Annotated in this window: 16 protein-coding genes; 8 read left to right on the top strand and 8 right to left on the bottom strand. The window is 61.4% G+C overall.

Annotation, left to right across the window (positions count from 1 at the left end; genetic code table 11):
* Positions 1-66 precede the first annotated feature (66 nt).
* Positions 67-597, top strand: a complete 531-nt coding sequence (locus tag ACSSVH_RS02660; RefSeq protein WP_169952132.1) for a ferritin-like domain-containing protein — start codon at positions 67-69, stop codon at positions 595-597.
* Positions 598-709: 112 nt separating this feature from the next.
* Here the strand turns inward: ACSSVH_RS02660 and ACSSVH_RS02655 are convergent, their stop codons facing one another.
* Positions 710-2,779: an AsmA family protein gene (locus ACSSVH_RS02655; protein ID WP_172312604.1), complete on the bottom strand. Its 2,070-nt coding sequence runs from the start codon at positions 2,777-2,779 to the stop codon at positions 710-712.
* A 368-nt stretch (positions 2,780-3,147) separates the two neighbouring features.
* Here ACSSVH_RS02655 and ACSSVH_RS02650 point away from each other — a divergent pair, with 368 nt between their 5' ends.
* Entirely contained in the window at positions 3,148-3,486 is a 339-nt protein-coding gene (locus ACSSVH_RS02650) for a hypothetical protein (RefSeq protein WP_170058617.1), read from the top strand.
* A 152-nt stretch (positions 3,487-3,638) separates the two neighbouring features.
* A complete protein-coding gene (locus ACSSVH_RS02645; RefSeq protein WP_076961541.1) occupies positions 3,639-4,271 on the top strand; it encodes a TetR family transcriptional regulator in 633 nt (210 codons plus the stop codon).
* Positions 4,272-4,276: 5 nt separating this feature from the next.
* On the opposite strand, the gene ACSSVH_RS02640 is transcribed toward ACSSVH_RS02645, so the two are convergent.
* On the bottom strand, positions 4,277-4,795 hold the full coding sequence (locus ACSSVH_RS02640) for a C40 family peptidase (protein WP_169952138.1): 519 nt from the start codon (positions 4,793-4,795) through the stop codon (positions 4,277-4,279).
* A 309-nt stretch (positions 4,796-5,104) separates the two neighbouring features.
* Between ACSSVH_RS02640 and ureE the strand changes: the two genes are divergently transcribed.
* The 5 genes from ureE to ACSSVH_RS02615 all read left to right on the top strand — a co-directional run bounded on the left by ureE (position 5,105) and on the right by ACSSVH_RS02615 (position 8,801).
* Complete coding sequence (gene ureE / locus ACSSVH_RS02635; RefSeq protein ID WP_492634039.1) at positions 5,105-5,605, top strand: urease accessory protein UreE; 501 nt, start codon at positions 5,105-5,107, stop codon at positions 5,603-5,605.
* Positions 5,602-6,276 (top strand): urease accessory UreF family protein, encoded by a 675-nt coding sequence (locus tag ACSSVH_RS02630; RefSeq protein ID WP_169952142.1) that lies wholly within the window; start codon positions 5,602-5,604, stop codon positions 6,274-6,276. The genes ureE and ACSSVH_RS02630 overlap by 4 nt, the downstream gene beginning before the upstream one ends.
* A 9-nt stretch (positions 6,277-6,285) precedes the next feature.
* Positions 6,286-6,900, top strand: a complete 615-nt coding sequence (gene ureG, locus ACSSVH_RS02625; protein ID WP_003217431.1) for an urease accessory protein UreG — start codon at positions 6,286-6,288, stop codon at positions 6,898-6,900.
* A gap of 22 nt (positions 6,901-6,922) precedes the next feature.
* Positions 6,923-7,495 carry a HupE/UreJ family protein gene (locus tag ACSSVH_RS02620; protein ID WP_169952144.1) on the top strand — a complete coding sequence of 191 codons (573 nt, stop codon included), beginning with the start codon at positions 6,923-6,925 and terminating at the stop codon, positions 7,493-7,495.
* Between the two features lie 184 nt (positions 7,496-7,679).
* Positions 7,680-8,801 (top strand): AGE family epimerase/isomerase, encoded by a 1,122-nt coding sequence (locus ACSSVH_RS02615; protein WP_492634038.1) that lies wholly within the window; start codon positions 7,680-7,682, stop codon positions 8,799-8,801.
* 111 nt (positions 8,802-8,912) lie between these two features.
* Here ACSSVH_RS02615 and ACSSVH_RS02610 read toward each other — a convergent pair whose 3' ends face one another.
* The 6 genes from ACSSVH_RS02610 to ACSSVH_RS02585 form a co-directional block, all read right to left on the bottom strand.
* Entirely contained in the window at positions 8,913-9,818 is a 906-nt protein-coding gene (locus ACSSVH_RS02610) for a cation diffusion facilitator family transporter (RefSeq protein WP_169952148.1), read from the bottom strand.
* Between the two features lie 164 nt (positions 9,819-9,982).
* Positions 9,983-10,747, bottom strand: a complete 765-nt coding sequence (locus tag ACSSVH_RS02605) for an SDR family oxidoreductase (protein WP_169952150.1) — start codon at positions 10,745-10,747, stop codon at positions 9,983-9,985.
* Positions 10,748-11,550: 803 nt separating this feature from the next.
* On the bottom strand, positions 11,551-12,267 hold the full coding sequence (locus ACSSVH_RS02600; protein WP_029300502.1) for an ABC transporter ATP-binding protein: 717 nt from the start codon (positions 12,265-12,267) through the stop codon (positions 11,551-11,553).
* Positions 12,264-13,139 (bottom strand): ABC transporter ATP-binding protein, encoded by an 876-nt coding sequence (locus ACSSVH_RS02595; protein WP_029300504.1) that lies wholly within the window; start codon positions 13,137-13,139, stop codon positions 12,264-12,266. The genes ACSSVH_RS02600 and ACSSVH_RS02595 overlap by 4 nt, the downstream gene beginning before the upstream one ends.
* On the bottom strand, positions 13,136-14,413 hold the full coding sequence (livM, locus tag ACSSVH_RS02590) for a high-affinity branched-chain amino acid ABC transporter permease LivM (protein ID WP_169952152.1): 1,278 nt from the start codon (positions 14,411-14,413) through the stop codon (positions 13,136-13,138). Before livM ends, ACSSVH_RS02595 begins: the two co-directional genes overlap by 4 nt.
* A gap of 2 nt (positions 14,414-14,415) precedes the next feature.
* Positions 14,416-15,330 (bottom strand): ABC transporter permease subunit, encoded by a 915-nt coding sequence (locus tag ACSSVH_RS02585; RefSeq protein WP_029300506.1) that lies wholly within the window; start codon positions 15,328-15,330, stop codon positions 14,416-14,418.
* Positions 15,331-15,544: the final 214 nt, after the last annotated feature.

Below are 15,544 nucleotides of genomic sequence, written 5' to 3'. Positions count from 1 at the left end.
ACAACCTTGAGCGATCACACCCCGAGAGTGTGGCGCAAAACCGGATATCGCCCTGAGGAGATTGAAATGACCGACATGCATTTGTCTGACGTAAGCACCCTTCGCGAACGCGCGCGCAAGAATGTGGAAAACGGCGCAGTGACCGAAGGCTACAGCGCCGACCGCGAAGAGATCCTGCGCCTGCTCAACGAGTCACTGGCCACCGAACTGGTCTGTGTGTTGCGCTACAAGCGCCACTACTTCATGGCCAGCGGCCTGAAAGCCAGCGTGGCCGCCGATGAGTTCCTGGAGCACGCCAACCAGGAACTGGAACACGCCGACAAACTGGCCGAACGTATCGTACAGCTGGGCGGCGAACCAGAGTTCAACCCGGACCTGCTGTCCAAGCTGTCCCACGCACAGTACGTGGCCGGCAAGACCTTGAAGGACATGGTCTACGAAGACCTGGTGGCCGAGCGCATCGCGGTGGACAGCTATCGCGAGATCATCCAGTACATCGGCGAGAAAGACCCGACCACCCGCCGGATCTTTGAAGACATCCTGGCCCAGGAAGAAGAGCACGCCGACGATATGGCGGACATTCTCAAAGACCTGTAAGCCTGCCAGCAGCACTCACTAATGCGGGAGCGGGCTTGCTCGCGAATGCGGTAGATCAGTGATGGATATGTTGACTGATACACCGCATTCGCGAGCAAGCCCGCTCCCACAGTTAGCCTTTCACCGTCTTCGGCGCCTTGCCTTCCCGCATCTGCTGCAACAGCGGCACGCACTGGTTGGGCTCATCCCCGCTCGGCGCCACCAGTGCCAGCAGGCCTGCCGCAGGTGCAACGATCACACCCAGCGCCACCATCCCCGCGCCACGCAGCAATAGCGGCACTGCCTTGACCCCGGCATTGGGCTTGATGAACGGCCCGTTGACGTACAAGGGCGAACGCAGCGAAAACAGGCGAAAGCCCTTGGACTCTGGGGTGATTGTCAGGTCCAGTTGTTCGCTGGCCATGTTCGCGGTGCCGTCGATGTAGATGATCGCGTTCTCGGTATCGAACACAAACAACCGACTGGTGGCCAGGCCGGTCTTGATGCCGAAGTCCGCCGCCGCGCAGTTGATCTTCACTTCCTTGTCGCCAAACATCTTGCCGACCACATAGTTACCGACGTTCAGCCCGGCGATTTCCATCAGGCCTCGGCTGATGGCACCGTCGTTGATGAGCATTTTCAGATCGCCATTGGCACTGCCCAACAAAGCCGCCACCGAGTTGCCGCGCCCGGCGATATCCGCATCGCCGTTTAGCTCGCCAAAGCTGGTCTTCATCGGTTCAAAGGTGGGGAACAGTTGCTTGAGCTTGAAGTTGCGCGCCGTCAGTTTCGCCCGGCCTTCCAGCGGGGTGATGCGGCCATTGAGGCGAATCTGTGCATCGAGCTTGCCGCCCGCCACACCGAAACGCAGGGGTTCGAGGCTCAGTTGGCCGTCGTTGAGCACCAGGTGCGTGTAGAGGTCGGTAAAGGGCAGTTCGGCGCTGTGGACAATGCGCTTGCCGGTGAACTCGACATCGGCGTCCATATCGCGCCAGCGCTCGGTGCGAAACTCCTCCACCGGCAGCACCTTGGTCGCCGGTTGCTTGCTTTCACCGCCACGGGCCTTTTGCTTGGCGTTGGAGTCGGCACCGATCAGCGGCGCCAGGTCGGCCAGCAGCAGTTGGTTGGACACCAGTGCGCCACTGAGCTTAGGCCGTGGCTGGCTGGCGACATAGGCCAGGTCGCCGTGGATGTCGCTGTTGCCGATCTTGCCGTTGAAGTTTTCATAGCGGAACGACGCACCGCCCGCCTCATGCAACTTGGCGATCAGGCGCCCATCGGTGGAATAGGCCGGCGAGTCCGGCAGGGTCACGCCGGTCAGTGGGTAAAGGTTGCCCAGGCTGGTGCCAGACAGTTTCAGGCGCAGGTCCAGGGCGCCGAGGTTCAGTGGGTCGGTCAGGGTGCCGGCCAGGGCGATGCTGGTATCCCCGACCTTCGCCTGGGCCTGCAGGGGGAACGGCTTGGCGGCGTCTTGCAGGGCCAGCAGCCCACCGATCTTGCCGCTGCCGGCGAGTTTCTGGCCGTGGTACTGGCCGCTGACCTTGAGGCCAAACGCATAGTCCTGGGGTGTGGCGCCCTGCTCCAGGGCTTTTTTTGCATCGCGCTCACCGACGATTTCGCTGAACGCAATCGGCTTGCCCAGGGGGTCGATCAGCACATCGAGACGGGTCTTGAGGGTCTGGTCGTCGAGGGTCACGTGGCCCTTGTCGAAGCCGATGGCGCCGATATCCACCACCCAACTGGACGGTTCGGCATTCGGGTCCTTGGGATCAAAGGTGAAGGTCCAGTTGGCGCGGCCATCGGCCAGGCGCTGCAATTGGGCACTCGGCTCGGTCAGATCGATGCGCGGGATCACCACGCGCTGGGCCAGCAGGGCCAAGGGTGAGATGCGCAGTTCAACGCGCTTGAGGGTGACCATCTGCGGCTGTTTCGACCACTCGGGGTTGCCCAGGCTCAGGTCTTCGGCCACCACATGGGGCCACGGCACCCAGGCGCGCCAACCGCCCTCGTCCGGCTCGCGCTGCCAGACCACCGCCAGGTTGCCATTGATGGCAAAGGCGCGATGCAGCTCTTCGGAGACCTTGGCATTGAGTTGCGGCTTGATCCGGTTCCAATCGAAGAACACCAGGATCAGTACCACAGCGGCGATTAACAGAACGAAGCAGGCACTGCTCCAGGCGAGAATTTTACGAGTGCGCGTCATTGCACAGGGCTCCTGATTACGACTGCGCGTGCCACTGGCAACGCGCGCAAGGACTAAAGCTTATATGGCTACGACTGGCAAATGGCCTGGGGGTTTAACCGCAGATGGCAATTAGCGCTGAAAAGCGCTTTTTCTGACTAATCCGACAGCTTCTTTCATCAACGACGCACCGTTGTTACCCACGCCCGTGTCGAAAATACCCACCCCGGTGCAAAAGCGCGTGCTTGAGAGGCGCGATCTAGAGCCTCGGCGCAGAACAATCAATTCTGTTGATTATTACCATTGTGTTTATGAACTTTTATATCGAGATATCGAGAGTAGCATTAGCCCTGTACCCACTTTATCGCCCTCCCAAGGAGCAACTCATCATGAAACGCCAATTACTGCTCAGTGTTGCACTCTCTGTCCTGGCCACCAGCGCTTTTGCCCTGCCAGCTGCCGAACAAGCCATCCCGCAAGCCAAGGCTGACGCCACGCACATCGGTCAGACCGTTGCCGAAGGTGGTCGCGATCGCCTGGAACAAAAAGGCCTGGTTGAAGGTGGCTCGGACCGTCTGCAAAAACGCGAATTCGTCGCCGAAGGTGGCCGTGATCGCCTGGAACAAAAAGGCCTGGTTGAAGGTGGCTCGGACCGCCTGCAACAACGCGAATTCGTCGCCGAGGGCGGTTCCGACCGTCTGGATGACATGCATAAAGCTACGAGCTAAGCCTGTGCTGGCCCTGAAAAAAGCCCGATCCCCAGAGATCGGGCTTTGACTTTGTGGGATCTGCGCCACCTTTGTCCCGTTACAAGTTCGACGCAGGCAAAGTTGATTTGCTAGAGTGCGTCGCTGTCCTTGTCTACAAAGCTCACCCGCCAATGCTGCCCCGCGCCGAACAGAAGCAACAGACCCGCCTTGCCTTGATGGACGCAGCCCGCCATCTGATGGAGGGTGGCCGAGGGTTTGGCAGCCTGAGCCTGCGCGAAGTGGCCAAGAGCGCTGGCATCGTGCCCACCGGTTTTTACCGACACTTTGCCGATATGGACCAACTGGGCCTGGTGCTCGTCAGTGAGGTCGGCCAGACCTTCCGTGCCACCATCCGCCTGGTACGCCACAACGAATTCGTCATGGGCGGCATCATCGATGCCTCGGTACGGATCTTTCTCGATGTAGTGGCGGCCAACCGTTCACAATTCCTGTTCCTCGCCCGCGAGCAATACGGCGGTTGCCTGGCCGTGCGCCAAGCCATCGGCGCCTTGCGCGAAGACATCACCTCGGACCTGGCAGCCGACCTGACGCTGATGCCCAAGCTGCAGCACCTGGATGCCGACGGTTTGCATGTGATGGCCGACCTGATCGTCAAGAGCGTGTTCGCCACCCTGCCCGACATTATCGACCCGCCCGCCGCGGCCTTGCCGGCGCACCTCACGCCCCAGGCCAAGATCACCCAGCAACTGCGCTTTATCTTTATCGGCCTCAAGCACTGGCAAGGCCTGGGCAGCACCGAATAGGCCGGTCAGCGCAGCGCCTGGAAACGCTTGGCGGTGGTGTAGTTTTTCTTCCAATAGCTGTTGGCCAGTGAGTCGATGCGGATGCTCTTGCCCTTGCGCGGCGAATGAATGAACTTGCCCTCGCCCACATACAGGCCGACATGGCTGACCTGGTTGCGTCCATTGGCCCTGAAAAACACCGCATCGCCCGGTTGCAGTGCGTCACGCTTGATCGTCGCCGCCGTTGACCGGTGCATCGCCGCCGTGGTGCGCGGGATGACAATGTTGGCCTCGGTCTTGAACAGATAGACCAGCAAGCCGCTGCAATCGAACCCCTGGTCCTGAGAGCTGCCGCCCCATTTGTAGGCGGTGCCGAGCAATTGGTGGGCGCGGTCGACTACATTCTCGATGCTCGGCTGCGGCACGGCCTGTAGCGAGGCACTGAAGGGGGCCAGTGAGGTGTGGCGTTTGTTGAAGTTGGCCGAAGCCGATGACGTGACGCCAAACAGGCCGACCATCACTACACATAAAAATGACTTGAACATGATAAACAACGCAGTGGATTAAACACGGGGTGCAATCCTAGTGAAGCGATGCGAAGCAAGATGAACGGCAAATCCAAGATGGTCGTAGGACAAATCCCAAATCACCCCTAGCTATAAATAGCCCCGGCCAAATCGCCCAATTCAGGTGCCATCGCCCCCTACGGCGCACCAAAATAGACCACTCCAACCTCCTGCCACCGCCCCGTTTAGTGGCGCAATGCCCAGAACCTACGGCTATTTCCTACGCTAAGCGTGGTTGGCAAGCCCCTTGCTCTAGCCTGTTTATCGCTCATTGCTGGAAGCTTCCCGATGCTGGTCATCCACCGCCGAATTGCGCCCCAACCCACCTGGGCCGCGGAGTTGCTGCTGAACTTCGAAGCCCGCAGCAAAAGCCGCCTGCGCTGTTTCAGTGCCGAGGGTGAAGATGTCGGCTTGTTTCTGGAGCGCGGCCAGCCGCCACTCCACGATGGGGAATTCCTACAAGCTGAAGACGGACGTGTCGTACGCGTCTGCGCACGCCCTGAACAACTGCTGCACGTCACCTGCAGCAGCGCCTTTGAACTGACCCGTGCGGCCTATCACCTGGGCAACCGGCATGTGGCCCTGCAAGTGGGGGACGGCTGGCTGCGCCTGCTCGATGACTACGTGCTCAAGGCCATGCTGGAGCAACTGGGGGCCCATGCCGCAACCCTCGAAGCGCCGTTCCAGCCCGAGCACGGCGCCTACGGTGGCGGCCATCATCACTCGCGCCACGGTGACGAAGACTTCAACTACCCGCCCAAACTGCATCAGTTCGGCGTGCGCCTGTGAACCCGGCCTGGGCGCTGCTGCGTCTGGCCAGTCCGCAATTGCCGATTGGCGGCTACAGCTATTCCCAAGGCCTGGAAATGGCCGTGGACAATGCCCGTGTCAGCGATGCCGACAGCGCCCGACGCTGGATCAGCGACCAACTGTTGCTCAACCTCGCGCGCTTCGAAGCGCCGCTGTTGCTTGCCCATTGCCAGGCGGCAGCTGCCCAGGACTGGGTGGGCCTGCGCCAACTGTGTGAAGAACACCGCGCCAGCCGCGAAACCCGCGAGCTGTTCCAGGAGAGCCGGCAAATGGGCTACTCCCTGCAACAACTGCTCAACGGCCTGCCGGAACTGGATGACGCGGCGCGGCGCTTTCTCGACACCACCCACGAACCCCATCTGGCCCTGGGCTGGGCACTTGCCGCACGAGCCTGGGCGATCAGCCCCGACGATGCCCTGGCCGCCTGGCTGTGGAGCTGGCTGGAAAACCAGTTGGCCGTGCTGATGAAGACCCTGCCCCTGGGCCAACAGGCCGCCCAACGCCTGACCAGCGAACTGCTGCCGTTGCTGCAACAAGCCCAGCAGGACGCCAGCCAGCGCGATCCCCACCACTTTGGCAGCGCCGCGTTCGGCCTGTCCCTGGCATGCATGGCCCACGAGCGCCAGTACAGCCGCCTGTTCCGTTCCTAGGAGAACCCCATGAACACACAACCTTTGCGCGTCGGTATCGGCGGCCCCGTTGGCTCCGGCAAGACCGCCCTGACCCTGGCGCTGTGCCTGGCCCTGCGTGATCGCTACAACCTGGCGGTGGTCACCAACGACATCTACACCCGCGAAGACGCGGACTTTCTGGTACGCAACCAGGCCCTGGCGCCCGAACGCATCATCGGCGTAGAAACCGGCGGCTGCCCGCATACGGCGATTCGCGAAGATGCGTCGATCAACCTCGAAGCGGTGGATCAACTGAACCGGCGTTTTCCCGGCCTCGACCTGATCCTGGTGGAGTCGGGCGGTGACAACCTATCGGCCACCTTCAGCCCAGAACTGTCGGACCTGACCATCTATGTGATCGATGTGTCGGCCGGCGACAAGCTGCCACGCAAGGGCGGGCCGGGGATCTGCAAGTCGGACCTGCTGGTGATCAACAAGATTGACCTGGCGCCGCTGGTCGGTGCTTCGCTGGAACTGATGAACAGCGACACCCAGCGCATGCGCGGCGGCAAGCCGTTTGTCTTCAGCAACCAGAAAACCGGGGTCGGCCTGGAAGAAATCGTCGCCTTTATCGAACGCCAGGGCCTGCTGACCGCAGCCTGATCCCCTTACCAAGGAGCTGTTTATGAGCCTCAACAAACTGTTTGCCGCCGCCGCCCTGCTACTGGCCCCGGCCCTGGCCCTGGCCCATCCGGGCCACGGCGACAATGGCCTGGTGGCCGGTATCAGCCATCCCCTCGGCGGGCTGGACCATTTACTGGCGATGCTGGCCGTCGGCCTGTGGGCGGCACAGCAACAAGGCGCGGCGCGTTGGGCGCTGCCGTGTACGTTTGTCGGCACCATGCTGATCGGTGGCTTGCTGGGTTTTGAAGGGTTGGCCTTGCCGGCCCTGGAGAGCGGGATTGCCGCGTCGGTGCTGGCCCTGGGCCTGGCAGTGGCCTTGGCGATCCGCCCGCCGGTGGCGGTGGCCGTGGCCGCAACAGCCGTGTTTGCCCTGTTTCATGGCGTGGCCCATGGCCTGGAGCTGCCGGACATGACCAGCCCTTGGGCGTATGCGGCCGGGTTCGTCGGGGCGACGGCGGTGCTGCATGCGGCCGGGTATGCGCTGGTGCGTTTCCTGCCGGCTGCGGCGGCACCGCTGGTGCGGGTGGCCGGTGCGGCTTCGGCGGCGACGGGGGTTTGGTTGCTGGCGGGCTGAGTCTGGCGGCGCCTGTAAGGTACTCATCGCAGGCAAGCCAGCTCCTACATTTGACCGAGTTCTACCTTTGGAATGGGGTCGAATGTGGGAGCGGGCTTGCTCGCGATAGCGGTAGCAAAACCACCGCAGCCCCCAAGCCTGCTACCATGCGCGGCAAACACCCCTGCCGTGACGACGCCAGCCGATGCCCATCGCTCCAAGCTCTGCCAACAAGCCTCAATTGAACGCTGTGCTCACGCACTTCAACGACCTGATCGTGCCGCTCTGGCAGGGTCCGGGCTGGAATGCCGAGTTGGCGCTGCCCTATGAGGCGCTGGATGCCGATCACCGCCCGTTGCCCCCGCAACGCTACCGCGCCATGGCCTGTGCCCGACAGTTGTATGTGTTTGCCAGCCTGATCGGCGCGCCGGGCAAGGACTTTGCCGAAGAACGCGCCGCGACGCTGTTTCGCTCGCTGCAAAGGCACTTTCATGACGCCGAGCACGGCGGCTGGTTCTACAGCATCGACCCCCACGGCCAGCCGCTGGACAAGCGCAAAGACCTGTATACCCACGCGTTTATCATCTTCGCTTGCGCCCATTACTGGGCCAAGGTTCGCGAGCCGTTGGTGGAGTCGGTGCTCAATGCCGCCCTGGAAGTGGTCGCCGAGCGCTTTGCCACGGGCGACGGCCTGTATGAAGCGGTCCTGGAGCGTAACTGGTCGTCCCTCAAGTCCGGCCCGCTGCAGAACCCGCTGATGCACCTGGCCGAGGGCTTCCTCGCCACCCTCGCAGTGCGTGAAGATGCGGCGGTGCAACAGGCCCTGCTGGCACTGGCGACGGCCATGCAGCAACGCTTTATCGAGCGCCAGCATGGCGTAATGATGGAAAAGCCCCTGGGAGCTGTGGATAACTGGTTCGAGCCGGGGCATCAGTTTGAATGGTTCTTCCTGCTGGAGTCCTCGCCCCTGCTGCGCGGCACTGCGCTGCATGCCTCGCTGAGCCGGGCATTCGCCTATGCCGAGCAAACCGGTGTGGATAACCTCAGTGGCGCGGTCAGCGGCATGTTGGCGCTGGACGGCAGCGTGCGTGACGCCACCCAGCGCATCTGGGCCAAGGCCGAGTACCTGCGCGCACTGACCTTGCGCCCGGGCAGCGCGGCGGTGCTGGAGCGCCAGTTGCTGGCGTTGCAGCAGCATTTTTTACATGCCAAGGGCTGGAATGAGTGCCTGGATGCCAAGGGTGAGGTGAGCCGGCGGGATATGCCGTCGACTACGCCTTACCATTTGGCGACCTGCTATCAGGGGTTGAGCGAGTTTCTCGGCTGATCTTTCTGGCCCCATCGCAGGCAAGCCAGCTCCCACACTTGAAGGGGTTCACCCTTCAACAATGTGGGAGCTGGCTTGCCTGCGATAGCCTCACCTCGGTCTAACGGCCAATCAAGCAATCCACTTGCGATCCCCAGTAAAGCTGATCGTCAACCACCGCGCCTTGTCCGGCGCGCCCAGCCCTGTGGATATCTCTTCGCGCAGCCCGTCGAGCGTCGCGACCTTATCCACCGGGTAGTCCGCCGGCAGCACCACATGAATCTCGATAAACCGCGCCCGCCCGTGCTTCTGCACGTAGGACACGTAGTCGTCGAAACCATGCCGGGCCTGGGCCGCGTCCATCACTTCGCGCACTTTGTCGTCCAACTGGTCGGGGGCAATTCCCAGCACATCGCGCAAGGCCGGGCGCAAGATCTTCAACGCCGGCGCCAGCATGCTCAGGGCCAGCAGGATCAGGATCAAGGGGTCGACGTACACCGCCCACTCGCCATAGCCCTGGGACTTGAGCAGCAGCGCGGCCAGGAAGCTCACCAGCAGGCCCACGGAGAGCATGGCGTCTACCAGCCAACTGATGTTGTCGAACTGGATCAGCGACGACTGCAGCTTGCGGTTGCGGTGCCGCACATAGAAGAAGTAGGCGAACTCGACCACGGTAAACACCGCAGCGTAGATGATCACCAGCCCCAACTCGATCTCGCGCCCGCCATTGATAATGCCGAACACCCCGTTGAGAAACGCGTAGATGGCGATCAACAGCAGGAAACTGCCTTCGATCAGCAACACCATCGGCTCCAGGTGCCAGTAGCCGAACTGGAAGCGGTCGTTGCTTTTCTTGGCGATCAGCTTGGCCGTGATCAGCATCAGCACCTTGATAAAGGTCGCGATCAGCGAGAAAAAGCCGTCGAATAAAATGGATTGGGCGCCTGATATCACACCCGTGACAATCCCGGCGATCGCCACGGCGAACATCAGGATGGTCGATTGTTTGAGCAGTGCCTGCTCACCTCGGTTACTCACATATCCTCCTGTCAAAACCTTTAAACCGCTGGGTGCGGTGGGGTTTTCAGGAGTGGAGTGTACCTTATGCCGCCTTTTGGCCGATTTGCCGCCTTCGCGAGCAAGTCGAATCGGCGGTGCGGCGATTGGACTTGCTCGCGAAACAGGCGACGCGGTCTCAAGCCTTACTTGGCCCCACGCTCAATCGCAAACCCAGCCCAGGTCTGGCTTACCGGCATCAGCTCCAGGCGGTTGATGTTCACGTGCGCCGGGGTGTTCATCACCCAGAAGATGGTGTCGGCAATGTCCTGCGGCTGGATCGGCTCGGCGCCGGCGTAGGTGGCGTCGTAACGCGCCTGGTCACCGCCAAAGCGCACCAGGGAGAACTCGCTCTCGCACAGGCCCGGCTCGATGTTGGTCACGCGCACGCCGGTGCCTTGCAGGTCGCAGCGCAGGTTCAGGGAGAACTGTTTGACGAACGCCTTGGAGCCGCCATACACATGGCTGCCCGGGTACGGGTAGTTGCCGGCGATGGAGCCCAGGTTGACGATCCCGGCGCCACGGCCATGGGCGATCAGGCGCGGCAGCAACAGGCTGGTGGTGGTCAGCAGGCCCTTGATATTGGTGTCGACCATGGTCTCCCAATCGTCGAGGCTGCACTTGGGCGCCGGGTCGGTGCCCACGGCCAGGCCCGCGTTGTTGATCAGCCCGCGCAGCTTGCTGAACGACGCCGGCAGGTTGGCAATCGCCTCTTCCATGCCCTTGCGGTCACGCACGTCCACTACCAGGCCATGCACCTCGGTTTGCTTGGAAAGCTCTTCGACCAGGGCATTCAAGCGCTCGGCACGTCGACCGGTGAGCACCAGTTTCCAGCCAGCCTCGGCAAAGCGACGGGCACAGGCTTCGCCGAAACCTGAGGTTGCGCCAGTAATAAACAGCGTGTCGGACATGGTGTTCTCCTTGCGGGCATCGAGAAAAAATCAGCCAGCAGAATGCCCTTACGCCGCCGTCGCGGCAACCGCTATGCACACAACTTGAAGCACACCTGGTCAATTTTTAACCACCACAGGCAAAGCCTTATAAAACGTGGCACGCAGCCATGTGCGCGCAGGTTATCCACAGCTGCGCCCACAGTCTTTGGGGGCAAGTGCAAAACCCTCCAGGCCGCTGTGTACAAGGCTTTCAGGGCGATTCAAAAAGTTTTTTGCTTGACCTTGGGCGGCCCATATGTAGGCCCATGGGGGAGGACGCGCCAGGAGGCATGGCTCCAGGCCAGTAAATCCGGCCCCTGCACACGTCTTTCCAGAGTTTAACCACAGACTTATCCACAGGCTTGCAGGTCATGTTCCGGTCATATACCTGTGTCTATGAACAGGTTGACAAAACCTGCGGCACCTCCCGAAAAAGCCCCTGATCAAAAAACAGCCACCGCGCTGTAAGCCCCGTAGATAAAGGCGTACAGCCAGCTACTCCCATGTTACCCACAGCCGGTTCCACAGTGGATGGGGACAAGTCATTTGTGTGACAAAACAGGGATTTGCGGCGGCTATATGTCGCGCTTTGGGAGGTGTGTGGATTTGTTTTCCACAATTTGCCGGAAGGCCTGCGGACTACCGAAAAATGTAGGCGCCGGCTTTATGTGGGAGCCGGGCTTGCCCGCGATGGCATCACCTCGGTGTACCTGAAATACCGAGGTGTCTGCATCGCAGGCAAGCCAGCTCCCACACAAGCCGGCGCCTAGGGTGATGGCGGGTTAGTGCCCGCCGAGGTAGGCGTTGCGCACTTCCTCGTTCACCAGTAGCTCCTTGCCACTGCCGGTCAAACGGATTTCGCCGTTGACCATCACATACGCCCGGTCAGACAGGCGCAGCGCGTGGTTGGCGTTCTGCTCCACCAGGAAGATGGTCATCCCGGTGGCCGCCAGTTCGCGCAAGGTGGCAAAGATCTGCTTCACCACAATCGGTGCCAGGCCCAGGCTCGGTTCATCGAGCAGCAACAGCTTGGGCCGGCTCATCAACGCCCGGGCAATGGCGAGCATTTGCTGCTCGCCACCGGACATGGTCATGGCCCGCTGGTTACGCCGCTCCTTGAGCCGTGGAAACAGCTCGAACATGCGCTGCATATCCTCGCTGGCGTGCTTGTCGCCAATGGGGATGGTGCCCATCAGCAGGTTTTCCTCGACAGTCATGTCGGGGAACACCCGCCGCCCTTCCGGGGACTGGGCGATACCGTTGGAGGCGATGTAGTGGGACGACTTGTGGGTAATGTCCACGCCCTGGTAGAGGATCTGCCCGGACTCGGCACGCGGCTGGCCGAAGATCGACATCAGCAGCGTGGACTTGCCCGCGCCGTTGGAGCCGATCAGGCTCACGGTTTCGCCCTCGTCGATGTGCAGCGAGACTTTCTTCAGGGCCTGGATCGGGCCATAGAACACGTCCAGGTCCTTCATTTCGAGGATAGGCGTCGTCATACCAGCTCCTCCTCATCGGCGCCCAGGTAGGCCGCGATCACTTTCGGGTCGTTACGGATCGCTTCCGGCCCGCCCTCGGCAATGACGTTGCCGTGGTCCAGCACCACGATGTGGTCGGAAATACTCATCACCATGCCCATGTCGTGCTCGATCAGTACCACTGTGAGGTCGTGTTCGTCGCGCAGCAGGCGAATCATCGCACTGAGGGCTTCGGTTTCCTGGGGGTTGAGGCCAGCTGCCGGTTCGTCCAGGCAGATGATCTGCGGCCGGGTGCACATGGCACGGGCGATTTCCAGGCGGCGCTGCTGGCCGTAGGACAGCTCGCCAGCCAGGCGGTTGGCGCAGTCCACCAAATCCACCACTTCCAGCCAGTAAAAGGCGTGGTCCAGTGCGTCGCTTTCTGCCTTGCGGTAGCCCTTGGTGTTGAGAATGCCCGCCAGCATGTTGCGGTTGACCCACATGTGCTGGGCCACCAGCAGGTTTTCCACCACCGACATTTCCTTGAACAGGCGAATGTTCTGGAACGTACGGGCCAGGCCTGCGCGGTTCACCAAGTGGGTGCCGCCGAACATCTTGTAGTACACCCGACTGAAAAAGCTCTTGGGCGACACGAAGTCGGTAGGCTTGAAGCGCTCGCCGAGCAACTGGATCACGTTGGTCTGCTTGCCGCGGATGTTGAGTTCGATCTTGCCGCCACTGGCCGTATAAAAGCCGGTCAGGCAGTTGAACACCGTGGTCTTGCCGGCGCCGTTGGGGCCGATCAGGGCGAAGATCGAGTTGCGTTCGACCTTGAGGCTCACATCGCTCAAGGCCTTGATGCCACCGAAGTGCATCATCAGGTGTTCCACGTTGAGGACAACTTCCTTGCTCATGGCGCTACCCCCTTGCGTGGTGTCACACCGGTACGGCTGATCCGGATCAGGCCGCGTGGCCGCCAGATCATCATCACCACCATCAACACGCCAAACAGCAACACCCGGTACTCGGAGAAGCTGCGCAGCAGTTCAGGCGCCACGGTCAGCACGAACGCGGCAATGACCACGCCCACCGTCGAGCCCATGCCACCCAGTACCACGATGGCGAGGATCAGCGCCGACTCGAAGAAGGTGAACGAAGACGGGTTGACGAAGCCCTGGTAACTGGCAAAGAACACCCCGGCCAGGCCGGCCGTCGAAGCGCCGATGGTAAAGGCCGAGAGCTTGACCAGTACGTGGTTCAGGCCCATGGAACGGCAAGCGATTTCATCCTCGCGCAAGGCTTCCCAGGCGCGGCCCACTGGCATGCGGGTCAGGCGATGCTTGATGTACAGCACCAGCAGCACCACCAGAAACAGCACGATGTAGATGAACAGGAACTTCACGTTGGGGTTGTAGGCGATGCCGAAGAACTCATGGAACGGCACCCCGCCCTCCTTGGCACGCCGGCCGAACTCCAGGCCGAGGAACGTCGGCGATGGCACCGGCATACCGTTTGGCCCGCCGGTAAACGACAGCCAGTTATTGAGCACCAGGCGGATGATTTCACCAAAACCCAGGGTCACGATGGCCAGGTAGTCACCGTGCATTCGCAACACCGGGAACCCGAGGATGCACCCCGCCAGCGCAGCAGCGATGGCCGCCAGCGGCAGCACCGTCCAGAACCCCAGCCCGAGGTATTGGTAACCCAGGGCCAGGCCGTAGGCGCCGATGGCGTAGAACGCCACGTAACCCAGGTCAAGCAGCCCTGCCAGGCCGACCACGATGTTCAGGCCCAGGCCCAGCAACACGTAGATCAGCCCGAGGATCACCACGGTCAGCAGGTATTTGTTGGCGAAAAAAGGAAAGACAATGGCGATCACGATCAACGCCGGGATGATCCAGCGCAGCCGCGACTTGTAGTCCGGCGCCAGCACATGCACGCCAGAGCCCGAGCTTTCAAAACCCTGGAGAATCTTCAAGCCCTTGGGGGTTTGCAGGAACAGGCTCATGAGCAGGCGCCCGGCCATGACGATCGCCACCAGCAAGCCGACGCGGGCCGGTTCCAGGTTGAAGCTGTAGCCGTCCAGGACCACGCCGACGATAGGGCCGAATACGATCAGGGAAATCAGCCCGGCGAGGACCGCATCGACCACACTTTTCTTGATATCGATAGATTTGGCAGCAGACATGTTTACACCTTCGCCACGAGCGGGCGACCAAGCAGGCCCTGGGGACGGAAAATCAGAATCACCACCAGCAGGGAGAAACTGAACACGTCTTTGTAGTCAGAGTTGATCAACCCCGAGAACAGCGACTCGGAAATCCCCAGGATAATCCCGCCCAGCATCGCCCCAGGCAGGGAGCCGATGCCGCCGAGTACCGCTGCGGTAAATGCCTTGATGCCGATGATAAAGCCGGCATAGAAGTCGAACGTGCCGTAGTTCAGGGTGATCAGCACACCGGCCAGGGCCGCCATGGCGGCACCGATGACAAAGACGTAGGAGATCACGCGGTCGGTGTTGATCCCCAGGATCGAGGCCATCTTGCGGTCTTGCTGGGTCGCGCGGCACATGCGGCCGAGCTTGGTGTACTTGATGATGTAGGTCAGCAGCGCCATGCCGGCAAAGGCCGCGACCAGGATGAAGACCTTGGTGTAGGTCAACTGTACGAACCCGGTGCCGATATCGACGCGCCAGGCGCCGGCCAGCAGGGTGGGAATGCCTTGTTGCTTGGCGCCCTGGGCGATCTGCGCGTAGTTCTGCAGGATCAGCGAGATCCCGATGGCGCTGATCAGCGGGGCCAGGCGAGTGGAGTTGCGCAACGGTTTGTAGGCGACACGCTCGATGACCCAACCATAGACGCCGGTGACGACGACGGTGAATATCAGGGTGCCGAGAATGAGCAGCGGGAAGGATTCGAGGCCGAAATAAGCCAGCAGTGCCAGACTGATCGCCGCGAGGTAAGCGGAAATCATATAAACCTCGCCATGGGCGAAGTTGATCATGCCAATGATGCCATAGACCATTGTGTAGCCGATGGCGATCAGGCCATAGACCGACCCGAGGGTCAGGCCGTTGACCAGTTGCTGCAGGAAAATACCATCCATAACGCAATCTCACGCGGTGAGAACCTGCACACCCTTGGGCGTGCGGCCCTTCTGGAGGAAAAAACAGATCTGGTGCCGGACGCAATGGCCCGGGCAACCGCGATCCAGTGTGGGAGCTGGCTTGCCGGCGATAGCGGTCTCACATTCAACACAGGTGCTGGCTGTCAGTCCGTCATCGCGGGCAAGCCCGGCTCCCACAAGGGGTCGGTGGTGG

The sequence above is a fragment of the Pseudomonas sp. HC1(2025) genome (assembly GCF_058742075.1).
This window is presented reverse-complemented; position numbering and strand designations above follow the sequence as displayed.

Coding starts and splice junctions, on each gene's coding strand:
- ACSSVH_RS02660 (WP_169952132.1), top strand. CDS start 67: ATGACCGACATGCATTTGTCTGACGTAAGCACCCTTCGCGAACGCGCG.
- ACSSVH_RS02655 (WP_172312604.1), bottom strand. CDS start 2,779: ATGACGCGCACTCGTAAAATTCTCGCCTGGAGCAGTGCCTGCTTCGTT.
- ACSSVH_RS02650 (WP_170058617.1), top strand. CDS start 3,148: ATGAAACGCCAATTACTGCTCAGTGTTGCACTCTCTGTCCTGGCCACC.
- ACSSVH_RS02645 (WP_076961541.1), top strand. CDS start 3,639: ATGCTGCCCCGCGCCGAACAGAAGCAACAGACCCGCCTTGCCTTGATG.
- ACSSVH_RS02640 (WP_169952138.1), bottom strand. CDS start 4,795: ATGTTCAAGTCATTTTTATGTGTAGTGATGGTCGGCCTGTTTGGCGTC.
- ureE (WP_492634039.1), top strand. CDS start 5,105: ATGCTGGTCATCCACCGCCGAATTGCGCCCCAACCCACCTGGGCCGCG.
- ureG (WP_003217431.1), top strand. CDS start 6,286: ATGAACACACAACCTTTGCGCGTCGGTATCGGCGGCCCCGTTGGCTCC.
- ACSSVH_RS02620 (WP_169952144.1), top strand. CDS start 6,923: ATGAGCCTCAACAAACTGTTTGCCGCCGCCGCCCTGCTACTGGCCCCG.
- ACSSVH_RS02615 (WP_492634038.1), top strand. CDS start 7,680: ATGCCCATCGCTCCAAGCTCTGCCAACAAGCCTCAATTGAACGCTGTG.
- ACSSVH_RS02605 (WP_169952150.1), bottom strand. CDS start 10,747: ATGTCCGACACGCTGTTTATTACTGGCGCAACCTCAGGTTTCGGCGAA.
- ACSSVH_RS02600 (WP_029300502.1), bottom strand. CDS start 12,267: ATGACGACGCCTATCCTCGAAATGAAGGACCTGGACGTGTTCTATGGC.
- ACSSVH_RS02595 (WP_029300504.1), bottom strand. CDS start 13,139: ATGAGCAAGGAAGTTGTCCTCAACGTGGAACACCTGATGATGCACTTC.
- livM (WP_169952152.1), bottom strand. CDS start 14,413: ATGTCTGCTGCCAAATCTATCGATATCAAGAAAAGTGTGGTCGATGCG.
- ACSSVH_RS02585 (WP_029300506.1), bottom strand. CDS start 15,330: ATGGATGGTATTTTCCTGCAGCAACTGGTCAACGGCCTGACCCTCGGG.